Source organism: Martinezella miluonensis (assembly GCF_900094545.1).
Taxonomy (GTDB): domain Bacteria; phylum Pseudomonadota; class Alphaproteobacteria; order Rhizobiales; family Rhizobiaceae; genus Rhizobium; species Rhizobium miluonense.
Window position 1 is genome coordinate 38,659 of the sequence record NZ_FMAH01000008.1, and the last position, 17,047, is coordinate 55,705.

17 protein-coding genes and 2 pseudogenes are annotated in these 17,047 nt (G+C 60.8%); 16 read left to right on the plus strand and 3 right to left on the minus strand.

Features of this window, described 5'->3' with window-relative positions:
• Positions 1–123: 123 nt before the first annotated feature.
• The 9 genes from GA0061102_RS09865 (at position 124) to modC (ending at position 8,980) form a co-directional block, all read left to right on the plus strand.
• Entirely contained in the window at positions 124–759 is a 636-nt protein-coding gene (locus GA0061102_RS09865) for a GNAT family N-acetyltransferase (RefSeq protein ID WP_092846386.1), read from the plus strand.
• Positions 756–1,343, plus strand: a complete 588-nt coding sequence (locus GA0061102_RS09870) for a GNAT family N-acetyltransferase (protein ID WP_092846388.1) — start codon at positions 756–758, stop codon at positions 1,341–1,343. Before GA0061102_RS09865 ends, GA0061102_RS09870 begins: the two co-directional genes overlap by 4 nt.
• A gap of 267 nt (positions 1,344–1,610) precedes the next feature.
• Entirely contained in the window at positions 1,611–2,705 is a 1,095-nt protein-coding gene (gene obgE / locus GA0061102_RS09875) for a GTPase ObgE (protein WP_092846390.1), read from the plus strand.
• Positions 2,702–3,871: a glutamate 5-kinase gene (gene proB / locus GA0061102_RS09880; protein ID WP_092846392.1), complete on the plus strand. Its 1,170-nt coding sequence runs from the start codon at positions 2,702–2,704 to the stop codon at positions 3,869–3,871. Before obgE ends, proB begins: the two co-directional genes overlap by 4 nt.
• Positions 3,864–5,147 (plus strand): glutamate-5-semialdehyde dehydrogenase, encoded by a 1,284-nt coding sequence (locus tag GA0061102_RS09885; RefSeq protein WP_092846584.1) that lies wholly within the window; start codon positions 3,864–3,866, stop codon positions 5,145–5,147. The genes proB and GA0061102_RS09885 overlap by 8 nt, the downstream gene beginning before the upstream one ends.
• A 37-nt stretch (positions 5,148–5,184) precedes the next feature.
• Entirely contained in the window at positions 5,185–5,766 is a 582-nt protein-coding gene (locus GA0061102_RS09890) for a nicotinate-nucleotide adenylyltransferase (protein WP_245297969.1), read from the plus strand.
• A 556-nt stretch (positions 5,767–6,322) separates the two neighbouring features.
• A complete protein-coding gene (gene modA / locus GA0061102_RS09895; protein WP_092846396.1) occupies positions 6,323–7,120 on the plus strand; it encodes a molybdate ABC transporter substrate-binding protein in 798 nt (265 codons plus the stop codon).
• An 88-nt stretch (positions 7,121–7,208) separates the two neighbouring features.
• Positions 7,209–7,910, plus strand: a complete 702-nt coding sequence (modB, locus tag GA0061102_RS09900) for a molybdate ABC transporter permease subunit (RefSeq protein WP_092846586.1) — start codon at positions 7,209–7,211, stop codon at positions 7,908–7,910.
• Complete coding sequence (gene modC / locus GA0061102_RS09905) at positions 7,907–8,980, plus strand: molybdenum ABC transporter ATP-binding protein (protein ID WP_092846398.1); 1,074 nt, start codon at positions 7,907–7,909, stop codon at positions 8,978–8,980. Before modB ends, modC begins: the two co-directional genes overlap by 4 nt.
• Positions 8,981–8,987: 7 nt before the next feature.
• Here the strand turns inward: modC and GA0061102_RS09910 are convergent, their stop codons facing one another.
• Positions 8,988–9,359 carry a winged helix-turn-helix domain-containing protein gene (locus GA0061102_RS09910; RefSeq protein WP_092846400.1) on the minus strand — a complete coding sequence of 124 codons (372 nt, stop codon included), beginning with the start codon at positions 9,357–9,359 and terminating at the stop codon, positions 8,988–8,990.
• Between the two features lie 173 nt (positions 9,360–9,532).
• Between GA0061102_RS09910 and GA0061102_RS09915 the strand changes: the two genes are divergently transcribed.
• The 7 genes and pseudogenes from GA0061102_RS09915 (at position 9,533) to GA0061102_RS09950 (ending at position 16,099) form a co-directional block, all read left to right on the plus strand.
• Positions 9,533–9,832, plus strand: a complete 300-nt coding sequence (locus GA0061102_RS09915; protein WP_092846402.1) for a DUF1330 domain-containing protein — start codon at positions 9,533–9,535, stop codon at positions 9,830–9,832.
• A gap of 162 nt (positions 9,833–9,994) precedes the next feature.
• Positions 9,995–10,437: pseudogene (gene rsfS, locus GA0061102_RS09920) on the plus strand (ribosome silencing factor).
• A gap of 285 nt (positions 10,438–10,722) precedes the next feature.
• The gene (gene rlmH / locus GA0061102_RS09930) at positions 10,723–11,205 is read left to right on the plus strand and encodes a 23S rRNA (pseudouridine(1915)-N(3))-methyltransferase RlmH (RefSeq protein ID WP_092846408.1); all 483 of its coding nucleotides are present in this window, start codon (positions 10,723–10,725) and stop codon (positions 11,203–11,205) included.
• A gap of 189 nt (positions 11,206–11,394) precedes the next feature.
• A complete protein-coding gene (locus tag GA0061102_RS09935) occupies positions 11,395–12,813 on the plus strand; it encodes a murein hydrolase activator EnvC family protein (protein WP_245297962.1) in 1,419 nt (472 codons plus the stop codon).
• The gene (locus tag GA0061102_RS09940; protein WP_092846410.1) at positions 12,803–14,131 is read left to right on the plus strand and encodes a S41 family peptidase; all 1,329 of its coding nucleotides are present in this window, start codon (positions 12,803–12,805) and stop codon (positions 14,129–14,131) included. The genes GA0061102_RS09935 and GA0061102_RS09940 overlap by 11 nt, the downstream gene beginning before the upstream one ends.
• Positions 14,132–14,358: 227 nt before the next feature.
• Complete coding sequence (locus tag GA0061102_RS09945; RefSeq protein WP_092846412.1) at positions 14,359–15,543, plus strand: divergent polysaccharide deacetylase family protein; 1,185 nt, start codon at positions 14,359–14,361, stop codon at positions 15,541–15,543.
• A gap of 16 nt (positions 15,544–15,559) precedes the next feature.
• The gene (locus tag GA0061102_RS09950; protein WP_092846414.1) at positions 15,560–16,099 is read left to right on the plus strand and encodes an RNA pyrophosphohydrolase; all 540 of its coding nucleotides are present in this window, start codon (positions 15,560–15,562) and stop codon (positions 16,097–16,099) included.
• A 46-nt stretch (positions 16,100–16,145) separates the two neighbouring features.
• Here the strand turns inward: GA0061102_RS09950 and bfr are convergent, their stop codons facing one another.
• Positions 16,146–16,631, minus strand: coding sequence for a bacterioferritin (gene bfr / locus GA0061102_RS09955; RefSeq protein WP_034511054.1), 486 nt, complete (start codon positions 16,629–16,631; stop codon positions 16,146–16,148).
• Positions 16,597–16,989: pseudogene (locus GA0061102_RS09960) on the minus strand ((2Fe-2S)-binding protein). The gene bfr and the pseudogene GA0061102_RS09960 overlap by 35 nt, the downstream one beginning before the upstream one ends.
• Between the last annotated feature and the right edge of the window lie 58 nt (positions 16,990–17,047).

Consider the following 17,047-nt stretch of genomic DNA (forward strand, 5'->3'; position numbering starts at 1 on the left):
TAGCGCTCTAAAACAGCCGGCGTCTCATCGACCCGGCTGAGCGCATCAGGTTCAGTCCAGAAAAAGGGGAGATGGGGCGCCATCTCCCCTTTTTCTTTACCCTCAACCAAGGAGGACTGAACCATGCAAGGCGAATTGTTAAGGGAAGACCAATCGAGGTCTCCCGAAGAACGGCTGAGGCCGGATAGGTTAAGGACCGATTGCCCCGTCTTACTGTCGGAAAGGCTCGTTCTGCGCGCGCCCCACGAAGAAGACATCGACGCCCTTGCCCATCTCGCCAACAACGCCAATGTCGCTACTATGGTATCGCGTATGCCGCACCCGTATACGACCAATGATGCCGCCGATTTCGTGCGACGCACGAAGCTTGGCGAGATTGGCAAGTGCGTCTATGCGATTACGAAAGCCGACAACGGCGCCTTTCTCGGATGCTGCGGCGTCGAGCCGACGGCCGATCCGAACACCGTCGAGATCGGTTATTGGCTGGGCGAACCCCATTGGAACCGGGGTTATACGACGGAAGCCGCCCATGCGCTGATCGACATGGTCTTCCGTACCCGCGAGAACGTCGCCCAGATCGATGCCCGCTGCAGGGTCACGAACGTCGCTTCGAGGCGGGTCGTGCAGAAGTGCGGCTTCCAGTTCCAGGGGTCCGGCCTCGCCGCTTCCCTGGCGCTCGGCAGCACCGTATCGGTCGAGTGGTACAGGCTCGATCGCAAGACCTGGATATCCTTGCGTAGCTGGGGAGGCATGAGATGAACGCGCTCGCCCTCAACCGCCGCAACGATCGGATGCTGACGCCCGGCCCGACGGCGGTCATCCAGACCGGACGGCTGACCCTGCGCCCGCACCGGCTCAGCGACGCCGACGCGATCGCGGAATCGCTGTCCGATTTCGCGATCACCCGCATGCTGGCCCGGGTGCCGGCGCCCTATGACCGGCAGGATGCGCTGGACTGGCTGGTCCAGCACACCTCCGGCCTCGGCATCGATTGGGAACTGGCCATCACCGAGCGGGATGATGTCCACATCGGCTGCATCGGCCTCGAGCTCCGGCATGGCCGCTGGCATCTCGGCTACTGGCTGAACCGCTATTACTGGCGGCAAGGCATCATGACCGAGGCGGTCAAGGCAGCGCTTGAGCGCTTTGCCCGCCGCATGCCCGATGTCGCCGTCCATTCCGGCGCCTTCGCCGACAATCCGGCGTCATTGAAGCTGCAGCAGAAGCTCGGTTTCGAGATCATCGGATGCTCGGAGCTCTACAGCTTCGCTCGCAACACCATGGTTCCGCACATCGAAACCGTGTTGAGGCCGGGCGCGCTGCGGCTCTCGCAGGCGGCGTGAAACCTTGAAACCTGCTATCGTCGGTCTCGCCGGCGATAGCACCGCATCAATCGCGTTGTTCTTGATGTTCTGGCATGCAGACAGCACGATATTCTTTGACCTAAGCCCGAAGCGCCTATATCGAAGGCGACATGACGGGTAAACAGCCGGCCGGTGTGCGTCCACGGATGCGCAAAGGGCGGCGGAAATCGATAAAGAGCGCATAGGCTTTTCCGACTCCCATTCGATCCGAAGGGATATGCGCCGACACCGGGTGACGGACGTAAGATGAAATTTCTCGATGAAGCAAAAGTCTATATTCGCTCAGGCGATGGCGGCGCGGGCAGCGTCTCCTTCCGGCGCGAGAAATTCATCGAATTCGGCGGCCCGGATGGCGGCGATGGCGGCCGCGGCGGCGATGTCTGGGTCGAGGCCGTCAACGGCCTCAACACGCTGATCGACTTTCGCTACCAGCAGCATTTCAAAGCCACGATCGGCATGCACGGCATGGGCAGGAACCGCGCCGGCGCCAAGGGTGCGGACGTCACGCTGAAGGTTCCTGTCGGCACGCAGATCTTCGAGGAAGACGGCGAAACCCTGATCTGCGATATCACGCAGGAAGGCCAGCGCTTTCGCCTGGCGCCGGGCGGTAATGGCGGCTTCGGCAACGCCTATTTCAAATCCTCGGTCAACCAGGCGCCGGACTGGGCCAATCCCGGCCTGCCCGGCGAAGAAAAGACCCTCTGGCTGCGGCTGAAGCTGATCGCCGATGCCGGCCTTGTCGGCCTGCCGAATGCCGGAAAATCGACCTTTCTTGCTGCCGTCAGCCGCGCGCGGCCGAAGATCGCCAACTATCCGTTCACGACGCTGCATCCCAATCTCGGCGTCGCCACCATCGACGGCCAGGAATTCGTGCTGGCGGACATTCCCGGGCTGATCGAGGGCGCGCATGAAGGCGTCGGCATCGGCGACCGCTTCCTCGGCCATGTCGAGCGCACCCGCGTGCTGCTGCATCTGGTCTCCGCCCAGGAAGAAAAAGTCGGCAAGGCCTACAAGACCGTCAAGCACGAGCTTGAGGCCTACGGCAACGACATCCCCGACAAACCGGAAATCGTCGCGCTATCGCAAATCGACGTGGTCGACGAGGAAACGCTGAAGAAGAAGACGCGCGAGCTGGCGCGCGCCTGCGGCAGAACGCCCTTCCAAATTTCCGCCATCACGGGGCGTGGGATGACGGAAGTGCTGCGCGCGCTGCGCGACGTCATCGTCGAAGCCAATTCAGGCGAGGCCGACAAGCCGGCCAAGGCGCCCAAGGTGCGGCACCGCGACATGCAGCTCTCCGACGACGTCGGTGAGGATGAAGACGAGGACCAGCAGGGATGACTGCCCGCAAGCCGCTCGACCGTTACCGCCGCATCGTCATCAAGATCGGCTCTGCTCTTCTGGTCGATCGCAAGACCGGCTTGAGGAAATCCTGGCTCGACGGCATGTGCGCCGACATCGCGGCGTTGAAGGCCAAGGGCATCGATGTTCTGGTCGTCTCCTCGGGCGCCATCGCGCTCGGCCGCTCCGTGCTCGACCTGCCGTCCGGCGCACTGAAGCTGGAGGAAAGCCAGGCGGCCGCGGCCGTGGGCCAGATTTCGCTGGCCCGCGCCTGGTCGGAAAGCCTGTCTCATGACGATATCGTCGCCGGCCAGATCCTGCTGACGCTCGGCGACACAGAAGAGCGCCGCCGCTACCTCAACGCGCGAGCCACCATCAACCAGCTTTTGAAGATCGGCGCCGTGCCGATCATCAACGAGAACGATACGGTCGCGACAAGCGAAATCCGCTATGGCGACAATGATCGCCTCGCTGCCCGCGTCGCCACCATGACCGGCGCCGACCTTCTCGTGCTGCTCTCCGACATCGACGGGCTCTATACCGCACCGCCGCATCTCGATCCGCAGGCGAAGTTCCTGGAAACCATCGCGGAAATCACGCATGAGATCGAAGCCATGGCCGGCGGCGCCGCTTCCGAGCTGTCGCGCGGCGGCATGCGCACGAAGATCGATGCCGGCAAGATCGCCACTGGTGCCGGCTGCGCCATGATCATCGCCTCCGGCAAAACCGACCGCCCGCTGCACGCCATCGAAAGCGGCGCCCGTTCCTCCTGGTTCGCGCCGTCTGGGACACCCGTCACCGCGCGCAAGACCTGGATTGCCGGACAGCTGCAGCCAGCCGGCGAATTGCATGTCGACGAAGGTGCCGTCACCGCTCTCGGTGCCGGCAAGAGCCTGCTGCCGGCCGGCGTGCGCAATGTCGTCGGCCATTTCGGCCGCGGCGATACGGTGGCCGTCATCGGGCCATCCGGCCGTGAAATCGCTCGTGGCCTTGCAGGCTACGACGCCGAAGAGGCTCGCCAGATCACCGGCCGCAAGTCGGCGGAGATCGAGGCAATCCTCGGCTATGCCGGCCGCGCCGCCATGGTGCATCGCGACGACCTCGTCATGACCGCGTCCGTCAAGGCGAAGGCCGAGAAATTGAAGAAGGATGAAGCTCATGCTTGATGCTGTCGCACAAAGCCCCGACATCGATGCGCTGATGAACGATATCGGCCGCAAGGCCCGGGCTGCGTCGCGACCGTTAGCCTTTGCTTCAACCGAAAGCAAGAACAAGGCATTGAATGCCATGGCGGACGCCATTCTGGCCCGCAAGGATCATATCCTTGCGGAGAACGCCAAAGATTTGAAGGATGTCGAGGGCACGGATATGCTCGCCTCCTTCGTCGATCGCCTGACGCTGAACCACAAGCGCGTCGCCGAAATGGCCGAAGGCATTCGCGCCATCGCCGCCTTGGCCGATCCGGTGGGCGAAGTCATCGCCGCCTGGGATCGCCCGAACGGGTTGAAGATCGAGCGCGTTCGCACGCCGCTCGGCGTCATCGGCGTCATCTTCGAAAGCCGGCCGAACGTGACGGCCGATGCAGGTGCACTGTGCCTGAAGGCCGGCAACGCCGTGATCCTTCGCTGCGGCAGCGATTCCCGCCACTCCTCGCAGGCAATCCATGATTGCCTGGTCGAAGGCTTGAAGGCTGCGGGCCTGCCGGAATATGCCATCCAGCTGGTACCGGTCAGCGACCGTGCCGCCGTCGGCGCCATGCTGCGCGGCCTGGAAGGCAATATCGACGTCATCGTCCCGCGTGGCGGCAAGAGCCTTGTCGCTCGCGTACAGACAGAGGCTCGCGTACCGGTCTTTGCCCATCTGGAAGGTCTTTGCCACCTCTATATTGATGCCTCGGCCGATCTCGACATGGCAAAATCCATCGTCGTCAACGCCAAGATGCGCCGCACGGGCATCTGCGGCGCGGCCGAAACGCTGCTGGTCGATTCCAAGGTCGCCTCCACCCATCTGAAGCCGCTGCTTGACGGACTTGCCGCGGCGGGCTGCGAAATCCGCGGCTCTGCCGATGTGCTAAAGCTTGAGCCCAACGCAACGCCGGCAACGGAAGAGGATTGGTCGACGGAATATCTGGCGCCGATCATCTCGGTCGCGCTGGTCGATGGCATCTCCGGCGCAATCGCCCATATCGGCAAATATTCGTCGAATCATACCGAAGCCGTGATCGCTGAGGATCCAGCTGTCGTCGAGCGTTTCTTCACCGAGATCGATTCGGCAATCCTGCTGCACAATGCTTCCACCCAATTTGCCGATGGCGGCGAATTCGGCATGGGCGCGGAAATCGGCATTGCCACCGGCAAGATGCATGCGCGCGGGCCGGTCGGCGTCGAGCAGCTCACCTCCTTCAAATATCGCGTGCGCGGCACCGGACAGATACGGCCCTAACGTGCTGAAAGAAGAAGTCGATCAACGCTATCTGCGCATGCCCCATGCCGAGCGCGGCATGGTGGTCGGTCTGTTCGGCGGCTCGTTCAATCCGCCGCATCGCGGCCACGCACTGGTGGCCGAGATCGCCATTCGAAGGCTCGGCCTCGATCAGCTCTGGTGGATGGTGACGCCGGGCAATCCGCTGAAGAACCACAATCACCTGGCGCCGCTCGCCGAGCGCATCGCCCTCAGCGAACAGATGCTGCACGATCCGCGCATCAAGGTGACGGCATTCGAGCAAAGGCTGGGTATGAGCTACACGGCCAATACGCTGGCTTATGTGAAGGCCCGCAACAGCCATGTCCACTTCATCTGGATCATGGGCGCCGATAGCCTGAACACATTCCATCGCTGGCAGAAATGGGAAGAAATCGCCCGCACCTTCCCGATCGCCGTTATCGACCGGCCAGGATCGACTCTCTCCTACCTCTCGGCCAAGATGGCCAAGACCTTCCACTATGCCCGCGTCGACGAGGATGACGCCCGCGTGCTCTGGAAGAAGCGTGCGCCCGCCTGGACTTTCATCCATGGACCACGCTCGGCGCTCAGCTCGACAGCCTTGCGCGCCGCACAATAACCAACTGATTTTTCGGGAAGATCAAAAAATAAAAAGCCCGACGCGGGAGGAGGATGCGTCGGGCTTTAAACCTGATCAGCAACTGGGAGGAGGAGGGTTGCTGATCCATATCGAACGGCATTGGGAGGAGGAGATCGCCGTTTCGATGATTATGTTTTACCAGATTTTACCGATTGATAAACGGCCGATTTCGCAATGCAGCAATGCATAAATTGCATAACAATGAAATCCTTCTGCCCAAAAAACGCTTCTTTGCAGATATGTCGCGCTCTGATTTTCAAGTGCTTGAGCAGCATAAGTGGCGCAATGTGCCATAAACGCACGGTTCGTAACGTTGCTTCTCACTTCGTGAGCGTTCGCCAATTCGATGGGCGAATCCAGTCATGCATTTTCGCAATAGCCGTACCGTCTCATATGTGATGTAGAACTGAAAATCCATAAAATTCGTAGGGTTAGGTGGCGATATCACGCTATATTTTTAGAAACACATCCCTAGCCAAGCCTCGCGCATCGTTATATCTCTCGAAACATGTCGACATCTTTGGGGAGATATTAGATGGCCAACAATCGCCGCCGATGGATCAAGCTTGCAACCGCCGCCCTTTCTGCCGCTTGGCTCGGCCTTTCGGTCACGCCTACACCGGCCCTTGCCGCCGAGAAGATCGTCGTCTTCGCCGCTGCTAGCATGAAGAATGCACTCGACAATGCCGATGCCGCCTTCACGAAGGAAACCGGCAAGGAGGTTACCGTCTCCTTTGCCGCAAGCGGACCACTCGCCAAACAGCTTGAAAACGGCGCACCGGCCGACATCTTCATTTCCGCCGACACGAACTGGATGGACTATGTCGCCGGCAAGAAACTGATCAAGGACGAAAGCCGCGTAAACCTGCTCGGCAACAAACTCGTTTTGGTCACCGCCAAAGACAAGGCCAAGCCGGTCGAGATCAAACAAGGCCTGGATCTTGCCAGCCTGCTCGGCGATGGCCGCCTGGCGATCGGCCAGCCGGAATCGGTGCCGGCAGGCAAATATGGCAAGGCGGCGCTGGAAAAGCTCGGCGTTTGGGCCTCCGTTGAAAAGAAGGTCGCCGGCGCCGAAAGCGTGCGCGCCGCACTCGCGCTGGTTTCGCGCGGCGAAGCGCCCTATGGCATCGTCTATCAGACCGACGTCTCGGCCGACCCGGGCGTTACGGTCGTCGGCACCTTCCCGGCAGACAGCCATCCGCCGATCGTCTATCCGATCGCCATCACCAGCAGCAGCAAGAACCCGGACGTGCAAGCCTATTTCGACTATCTGAAATCGGCTAAGGCTGTTCCCTTCTTCGAGCATGAGGGCTTCACTGTTCTGAAGCGATAAATATCATCGCAACGCATCCGGTATAGGGAAGACAGGAACCCAGGCTCGCCGGTCCATGGCGGGCCTGACTTGTTTCAAGGGGCGGGAATTGGACGCATTGGGTTTGAGCAGTGACGAATGGACGGCCATAGAGCTCAGCCTGCGCGTCTCCATTGTCGCCATGCTGGTGAGCCTGCCCTTTGGCATCGCAGCCGCGTATCTGCTCGCGCGTGGCCGGTTCTGGGGCAAATCGATCCTCAACGGCGTCATTCATCTGCCGCTGATCCTGCCGCCTGTTGTCACCGGCTTCATCCTGCTCATCCTCTTCGGCCGCAAAGGGCCGATCGGCTCGCTTTTCGAGCAATATCTCGGCCTCGTCTTCTCGTTCCGCTGGACGGGGGCCGCTCTTGCCTGCGGCGTCATGGGCTTTCCGCTGATGGTTCGAAGCATCCGCCTGTCGGTCGAAGCCGTCGACCGCAAGCTTGAAGAAGCCGCCGGCACGCTCGGCGCCAGCCCCGTTTGGACCTTCGTCACCGTAACCCTGCCGCTGATCCTGCCCGGGATCATTGCCGGCATGATCCTGTCCTTCGCCAAGGCGATGGGGGAATTCGGCGCCACGATCACCTTTGTTTCCAATATTCCCGGCGAAACCCAGACCTTGTCTTCGGCCATTTACACCTTCACCCAGGTTCCCGGCGGCGATGCCGGCGCCATGCGCCTGACCATCGTCGCCATCATCATTTCCATGGTGGCCCTGCTCGCTTCGGAATTCCTTGCCTATCTCGCCGGCCGGAGGGTGGATTTCGAATGACGCTCTCGGTCGATATCCGCCACCGCCTCGGTGCCTTTTCGCTGGAGGCCGCATTCACCTCCGATGGCGGCGTGACGGCCCTTTTCGGCCGCTCCGGCTCCGGCAAAACCTCGATCGTCCGCATCATTGCCGGCCTCACCCGGCCCGATCACGGCCGTGTCAGCCTCGGCGAAACGGTGCTGGCCGATACCGAGAGGCAGATTTTCATTCCCCGCCACCGCCGCCGCTTCGGCTACGTCTTCCAGGAAGCGCGCCTGTTTCCGCACCTCTCCGTGCGGCAAAACCTCAATTACGGCCGCTGGTTCGCCCCGAGAAACGAGCGTAGCGAAAGCTTTGACGGCGTCGTCGATCTTCTGGGCATTTCGGCCCTGCTCGACCGCCGGCCGGCAAAACTCTCCGGCGGCGAAAAGCAGCGCGTCGCTATCGGCCGTGCTCTTCTATCGTCGCCACGCCTCCTGCTGATGGATGAGCCGCTCGCCGCACTCGACGAAGCCCGCAAGGCGGAAATCCTTCCCTATCTCGAGCGGCTGCGCGACGAGACGAAGGTGCCGATTATCTATGTCAGCCACTCCATCGCCGAAGTGGCGCGCCTCGCCAACCGCGTCGTCGTCATGCGCGACGGCAAGGTCGAGACGATCGGTGCTGCCGTCGACATCTTCAGCCAGCTATCCGGTCCGTTGGCGGCAGACCGCCGCGAAGCCGGCGTATTGCTGGAGGGTCAGGTCGAGCAGCTTGACGGCCAGCATAGGCTGACGGTCGTGGCTTTAAAGACTGCAAAGCTCGTCGTGCCGGGACAGGCAGCCGGTGTCGGCAAGACAGTGCGCGTCCATATCCCTGCCCGCGACGTGATGCTGGCCACAGCAAAGCCCGAGGGCCTGAGCGCGTTGAACATCATCGAAGGCGTGGTGCGCGATATCGGCATGGCGGCCGATGGAACAGCGGAGGTGACGGTCGATTGCGGTGGCAACATCGTGCTTGCACGCATCACGCAATTCTCAGCCGAGCGATTGGGGCTTCGGGCCGGCATGCCGATCCATGCGGTCATCAAGACTGTGGCGCTTGAACACTAGAGATCGATCAGGATGGATCGGCCGGGCTGCGATTGACCTCAAGCCAGTTCAGATCGTCGGCTATCGCGGCGCGCAGTGTCGCTTCCATGCTGCGAAAGCGCCGTAGTAGCTCCTCGCCAAAGGGAGTCAACGCCGCTCCGCCACCCTTCTGCCCGCCACGCTGCGATTCCACGACCGTCTCCCGGAACATGTGGTTCAATTCGCTGACGAGCAGCCATGCCCGGCGATAGGACATATCCATGGCGCGGCCTGCGGCCGAAATCGAGCCAGTCTCCCGGATATGCTCGAGAAGCTCCATCTTGCCGCGCCCAAGCCGATCCTGCTCCGAAAAGCTGATGCGGAGGATGGGCTTCAACGATGGCTGCGGAGCGTCTGTCATGGCATCTGTAACGATTTGGTCTGCATAGTGTATACGCGGCCTTCGTGCGGCTGTACATGCCGACGGGAAATGGACAAGCAGTAGAGTCGACCTATCTGATCTTCAATATAAAAGCGCTTTCGCGCGCCGCGCTAGGAACGCGCGAGCCTTGATCGTAAAGGATTGGAGACACGATGCCGGCCTATATCATTTCCGATATCACTGTCAGGGATGCCGAAGCCTTCCAGATTTACCGGACCCGCGCGGCCGCCTCCATCGCCCAATATGGCGGGCGCTATCTTGTCCGCGGCGGCCCGATCGAGCAGTTAGAGGGCGATTGGTCGCCGCGAGCGATTGTGATCGTGGAATTTCCGGACTTGGAACGGGCGAGAGCCTGGTATCGTTCGCCGGAATATGCACTCGCTCTCGAAGTCCGCGATCGGGCACTCAGCCGCAATCTCATTCTTGTCGACGGAGTGAGCCAGGAAGGCTGACTTTAGCCTTCGGCGCAGATATTCACCCATATTTGGTGCAAAAGAGCCCTATTCAGACACAAATCCTTGTCTTCAACGCCTCAAGATGGCCGTCTGCGTCTTGAAACCTTTATACAATGATGCCTATCTTTATGGCGTGATCGACTCAGATCGCGTATGTGCATGTTCTGTTACTCAAGGAAGGAAGAGCACTGACAACAGTACACGCCAAGGGAAGAACGCCTGTCGTTATCCCGAAGAGCCCGGAACGTGGCGCCGATGCCGCTGCCCGCGCCCTGCAAGCCGTCCTCGTAAGCCTCGAGGACTCCAAGGCCGAAAATATCGTCACCATCGACATTGCTGGCAAATCTGCGCTTGGAGACCACATGGTCGTCGTCTCCGGTCGATCGAGCCGCCATGTCTTGGCGATTGCCGACCATCTCATGACCGATCTTAAGGACGAGGGCTTCGGCAATGCCCGCGTCGAAGGTCTGGATGGTGGCGACTGGGTGTTGATCGACACCGGCGACATCATCATTCATGTCTTCCGACCGGAGATTCGCGAGTTCTACAACATCGAAAAGATGTGGGCAGCACCCGATCTCGACGAAGGCACGCTGCACTAGAGCCGGATAATTTTAGGTCTGCTCGACCTAAAATCTGAATCCGCTCTAGAATCGAAAAAGTCGAGCATGATGTAGTCCGAAAACCGCTTACACTTTTCGGCATCATGCTCTGGCCGAGCGACTGCATTTCCAGGAAAAGTGCGCAGCGGTTTTCCGTCCGGAATGCGAAAATGCTCCAAGGGCGCTTTCCCGGCCCTGGTTGGCAGCTTCACATCGCCGGAGATGAACCTCCGGCAAGAGTTTCGTTTTGTGCCGCCATGACGGCGGATATGCTTGGGAGCGGGAATGCGGATAGGTCTTTTTGCGGTGGGACGGCTCAAAGCCGGCCCTGAAAAGGATCTTGCGGCTCGCTACCTCGACCGTTTCGCCAAGGCCGGGCCGGCCATCGGCCTGGAAATGGCGCGCATGACCGAGGTTGCCGAAAGCCGCGCTTCCAATAGCGAGACCCGCAAGCGCGAAGAGGCGGGCCTGCTGCAAAAGGCGCATCCGGAAGGCGGCATCCTCATCCTTCTCGACGAACGCGGCAAGGCGTTGGACAGCGAAGCCTTCGCCGCCATGCTCGGCACGTTCCGCGATCAGGGCAAGCGCGATCTGACGATTGCGATCGGCGGCGCCGACGGCCTCGACCCATCCCTTTACGACAAGGCCGACATGACCGTTTGCCTCGGCAAGCTGACCTGGCCACACCAGCTCGTGCGCATCCTCATTGCCGAGCAGCTCTACCGTGCCGTTACGATCCTTTCCGGCCACCCCTACCACCGGGTGTGACCGCCTTATCCGGCTTCGAAAACAGTTTGGCTTTCGATCTTTTTGCGTTAACGAAACGCTCACACAGGCGTGTTTTGATTCCCGCCCTGAAAATGACGATGCTTCCTAGCTGATCGCGGCAAATCAGCCTATTTTCACGCGATCTGAAGTGACCAGGCCCGAACCGACTGGATGAAAAAAGCCCCGCCCATGCTTTCGCGTCTCATGCTGCCAGCTTTGGCGGCATCTCTCGGCATGGGCGCTTATATGGCTGGTCCTTTCTCCTTGAAGGACGTGGCCGTCGCGCAGGAAGCTGACGCCAAAGCGCCAAAAGCGCCCGACGATCGCCCCTCGGCGCAACAGGCGCCGGATCCGGCAGCGGACCTTGCCCGCAAGCGCGATGAAACGCGCAGCCAGCTGGAGCAGCTGTCGAAGACGATCAACCTCTCGTCCGACAAGACGAAGGAGCTGGAAGACAGTATCGCCTCGCTCGACAAGAACACCGCCAGCCTGCGCCAGGCTCTGATCGACAGCGCCGCCCGCCGCAAGGAGCTGGACCGCGAGATCCAGCAGAGCGAGAAGACGCTGACGGATCTTGCCGTCAAAGAAGACAAGATCCGCGCATCCCTGCACGAGCGCCGCGCCCTGCTGGCCGAGGTTCTCGGCGCGCTGGAGCGCATGGGGCGCAACCCGCCGCCGGCGCTGCTGGTGACACCGGACGATGCGCTCGGCTCGGTGCGCAGCGCTATTCTTCTCGGCGCCGTCGTGCCCGGAATGCGCAAGGAAACGGACAAGCTCATCGCCGACCTCACGGATCTCAGCAAGCTGCATGCGGACGTAGCCGCCGAGAAAACCAGCTTCACCACCACCATGACCAATAGTCTGGAGGAGGAGCGGCGCATGGATCTGCTGATTGCCGAAAACGACAAGCACAATAAGGAGAATGCCGCCCAGCTCGGGACGGAGCGCAAGCGTGCCGAAGAGCTGGCGGGCGAGGCGACCAGCCTGGAAGGGCTCGTGGCCTCTCTCGAAAGCCAGATCGGCTCGGTGCGCGATGCCGCCGCCGCTGCCCGCGCGGAAGAGGCACGCCGGGCGCAGATGACCGATCAGCAGCGCGAGCAGGCGAAAGCCCTCGCCGACAGCGGCGTGCCCGATAAAAACCGCATTACGCCCGCATATGCCTTTTCTGACCTGAAGAAAAAGTTGGAGCTGCCCGTGGCGGGCGATACTCTCCGCCAGTTCGGCGACGACGACGGCACCGGCCATACCGCGATGGGATTGACCATCGCGACCGGCCCGGATGCGCTCGTCACAGCTCCCGCCGACGGCACGGTCGTCTATGCCGGCGCGTTTCGCAGCTACGGCCAGATGATCATCTTGGATACGGGCGACGGCTATCACATGGTGCTGTCAGGAATGGACGCGATCAAGACGCGCCCCGGCAGATTCGTCTTCGCCGGCGAGCCACTGGCCACAATGGGCCAAAAAAGAGTCGCGAGCGCGACCGCATTGGCGCTGGAAACGGATCGGCCAACGCTTTACATTGAATTCAGAAAAGATGGGAAGCCGGTCGATTCTCGACCGTGGTGGACCTCCAAAGACACTGGAAAGGCACGCAATGATACGTAGGGCTTCTCTTGTTCTCGTCGGCGCATTGATGGGTGCGACCGCGATGAGCGTTATCTACTCGGCGGTGGCGCCGGCGGAAGCCGCAGGAACTTCCACCTACAAAGAGTTGTCGATTTTCGGCGACGTCTTTGAGCGCGTCCGTGCCCAATATGTGACGCCGCCCCAGGAAGACAAGTTGATCGAAGCAGCCATCAACGGCATGCTGTCCTCGCTGGACCCGCATTCGAGCTATATGAATGCCAAGGATGCCGAAGACATGCGCACCCAGACCAAGGGTGAATTCGGCGGCCTCGGCATCGAAGTTACGATGGACAACGACCTCGTCAAGGTCATCACCCCGATCGACGATACGCCCGCCGCCAAGGCCGGCGTGCTGGCTGGCGACTACATCACCGCCATCGACGGCCAGTCCGTCCGTGGCCTGAAACTGGAAGACGCCGTTGAAAAGATGCGCGGCCCGGTCAAGACCCCGATCAAGCTGACGCTGCTGCGCAAGGGCGCGGACAAGCCGATCGAGCTCACCATCATTCGTGACGTGATTGCTGTTGCCGCCGTCAAGTCGCGTGAGGAAGGCGGCAATGTCGGCTACATCCGCATCATCTCCTTCACGGAGAAGACGACCCCGGACCTCGAAGCCGCGATCGCCAAGATCAAGAAGGATATCCCGGCCGACAAGCTGAAGGGCTATGTCCTCGACCTGCGTCTCAATCCGGGTGGTCTGCTCGACCAGGCGATCAACGTTGCCGACGACGTGCTCGAGCGCGGCGAAATCGTTTCGACCCGCGGCCGTAACCCGGACGAAACCCGCCGCTTCAACGCCACTCCGGGCGATCTGACCGATGGCAAGCCGATCATCGTGCTCACCAACGGCGGCTCCGCTTCCGCTTCGGAAATCGTCGCCGGCGCCCTGCAGGATCTGCGTCGCGCCACCGTTCTCGGCACGCAGTCCTTCGGCAAGGGCTCCGTCCAGACGATCATCCCTCTGGGCGATGGCAATGGCGCGCTGCGCCTGACGACGGCGCTCTACTATACGCCCTCGGGCCGCTCGATCCAGGGCACCGGCATCACGCCTGACATCAAGGTCGACCAGCCGCTCCCCGACGATCTGAAGGGCAAGCTGACGTCCGAAGGCGAATCCAGCCTGCCGGGTCATATCAAGGGCCAGAGCGAAACCGACAAGGGCTCCGGCTCCTCGGCCTATATGCCGCCGGACCCGAAGGACGATATCCAGCTCAACTACGCGCTCGACCTCCTGCGTGGCGACAAGACGGATCCGGCCTTCCCGCCTAACCCGGAAAAGGCGGTTTCCTCCAAGTAAGGATATGGCGCCGGGCTGGAAACAGACCCGGCGCTTTCATAAGAAGTGAGCGGAACTTGCGTATCGTTCCGCTCGCCTCGATCGAACGGGCGTGCTTTCGTTCGAAAACTGTTTCGTTGATGTTTTGATACTTTGAGCCTGAAGCCCGATTTTCCATTGTGGTGACAACGGGAAAGCGGAATGCTCAGCGCCGGAACAAATTCCCGTTTTTGGGGTGGATACGGACTTTGGGAACGGATTTGCATGCACCGCTGGGACAGAATCGCGGCCCCGGCCGTCAGCGGAGACTCCCGCCCTTCGGGCGCATTCTCGGCGGTCTCTGCCTGATCGCGATTGCCGGCTTTTCTCTTTATTCGGCGCTGCTGCGCGACGATCTCAAGAAAACCCAGCCTATCGAAACGGCCAAGAAGGAAGATCCGGCTCCGCCATCTGAAACCAAGCCGGCCGCGGCCGGCCATACGGGTCTGACGCAGGTGGATCCGCAGTCCGGCGCCAATACCACCCGCGTCGTCACCGACGACGGTTCCGTCGTTACCATGTTCAGCCCCAACAATCGCGATGGCAATGGTCCGGTCTTGATCAACGCCAATCAGGTAGGCCAGGATCCCCGCATGGCGGCAACGCCGAACGACAGCCTGCTGGAGGATTCACCCTTCGGCAAGTTGCCGATCACCGGGCCGAGCGGCCTGCGGCCGATGGACCAATATGCCAGGCTGTGGTCCGGCGCCCGCGGCATCCGCGTCGCCATCGTCGTCAGCGGTCTCGGTCTCAGCCAGACCGGCACGCAGCGCGCCATCGAGAAGCTGCCGGAAGAGATCACGCTCGCCTTTGCCGTCAGCGGCAACAGCTTGCAGCGCTGGATGCAGGATGCGCGGCGCGGCGGCCACGAAATCCTCATCCAGGTCCCCTTCGAGCCTTTCGATTATCCCAGCAACAATCCGGGACCGGACACGCTGCTGACCTCGCTGTCATCAGCAAGGAATGTCGAAAACCTGCACAAAGCGATGGGCAGGATCACCAATTATACCGGCGTGATGAACTATCTCGGCGGTCGGTTCCTTGCCAACGCCAACGCCATGGAACCGGTGTTGCGCGATATCGGCAAGCGCGGCCTGCTTTTCCTCGACGACGGCTCTTCGGCGCAATCCAAGTCGGGGACACTCGCCAAGACGCTGGAAGTGCCGCACGCCTTTGCCGACGTCCAGCTTGACGGAGAATTGCAGCAGGACGCCATCCTGAGGAAGCTCGATGAGCTGGAGCGCATTGCCCGTCGTAATGGCTCTGCGGTCGGCGTCGCTTCCGCTTTCGACGAGAGCGTCGACGCTATCAGCAAATGGAGTGAGGAAGCTGCCATGCGCGGTATCGAAATCGTCGCGGTCTCGGCACTTGCGGATGACCCGAAACGTCCCTGATTCTTTGGAGAACCAAATGAGCACGCCCCAAGCGCCCGTAAAAGCCGAAGACCTGCCCTATCGCCCCTGTGTCGGCATCATGATCCTGAACCGGGATGGCCTGGTCTGGGCCGGCCGGCGTATCCCGGACGGCAATTCCGAATATGACGGCTCGCCGCAGCTTTGGCAGATGCCGCAAGGCGGCATAGACGACGGCGAAGACCCTTTGAAAGCAGCCTATCGCGAGCTCTATGAGGAAACCGGGATGAAGACGGTGACGCTGCTGGCGGAAGCGAAGAACTGGATCAACTACGATCTGCCGCCGCAGCTGATCGGCATCGGCCTCAAGGGAAAATATCGCGGCCAGACGCAGCGCTGGTTCGCCTTCCGCTTCGACGGCGACGAAAGCGAAATCGCCATCAACCCGCCGCCGGGCGGTCATGAACCGGAATTCGATGCCTGGGGATGGAAGCCGATGGTTGAGCTTCCGGATCTGATCGTTGCCTTCAAGCGATCGGTCTATGATCAGGTTGTCGCCGAATTCCAGCATTTGGCAAGCCTGAAGGCTGAAGACTGAACGAGAAGGATCCGGCCGTCGAAAGGACGGCCGGATCGGCAATTCACTATTCGGCGGAGTCCGCAGAATCGGCGTTGAGCTGGCCATATTTGGCTTCGCCGATCTTTCCGAGCAGTTCAAGCTGGGTTTCCAGGAAGTCGATATGGCCTTCCTCGTCTGTCAGCAGCTCTTCGAACAGCTTCATCGAGACATAATCGCCTGCATCGTGACAGATATCGCGTGATTTCTTGTAGGCGGCGCGGGCGTCATATTCGCCTGCAAGATCGGCCTCCAATACTTCCTTGACATTCTGGCCGATGCGCAGAGGCGCGAGCGTCTGCAGGTTCGGGTGCCCTTCGAGGAAGATGATGCGCGCAACCAGACGGTCCGCATGCTGCATCTCTTCGATGGATTCCGCACGCTCCTTCTTGGCAAGCTTGGTGTAGCCCCAGTCCTCGAGGAGCCGGTAGTGAACCCAATATTGGTTGACTGCGCCAAGCTCGAGGAACAGCGCCTCGTTAAGCCGCTCGATGACTTTTTTGTCGCCTTTCAACGTCCGCTCTCCTGTTTTCTTCATGGAATTTTTTCAGGCGGGACATGAAATCAAATATTTCTGCTTCCGTCGAGTGGCGACGGGCATGATAATCCTCGGTTGTCTGAATAATAATATCAACCACATTCGGGAAGCAGCCGCAGCAGCGACCGCGCTTCGACATGGCGTGATAGACTTTTGCCGGAACGATAAGCTGCCAACAGTCCTGATCGAGGAGTTCGGTGATGACCTCCCGGATTTCCTTGTCGGTGATGTAATTACAACTGCAAACCAGCATTCTTCGCTCAGCCCGCCAAACATGACATCCGCTGTCTTGTTATCTGCTAAAGAAGACGCTCTTTGTCAAGAAAGAAACGATTCGTTTTGATCCACCCAGGGGCAGCCGGCTTTCCGCCCCTGAGATATCAAACACGGAT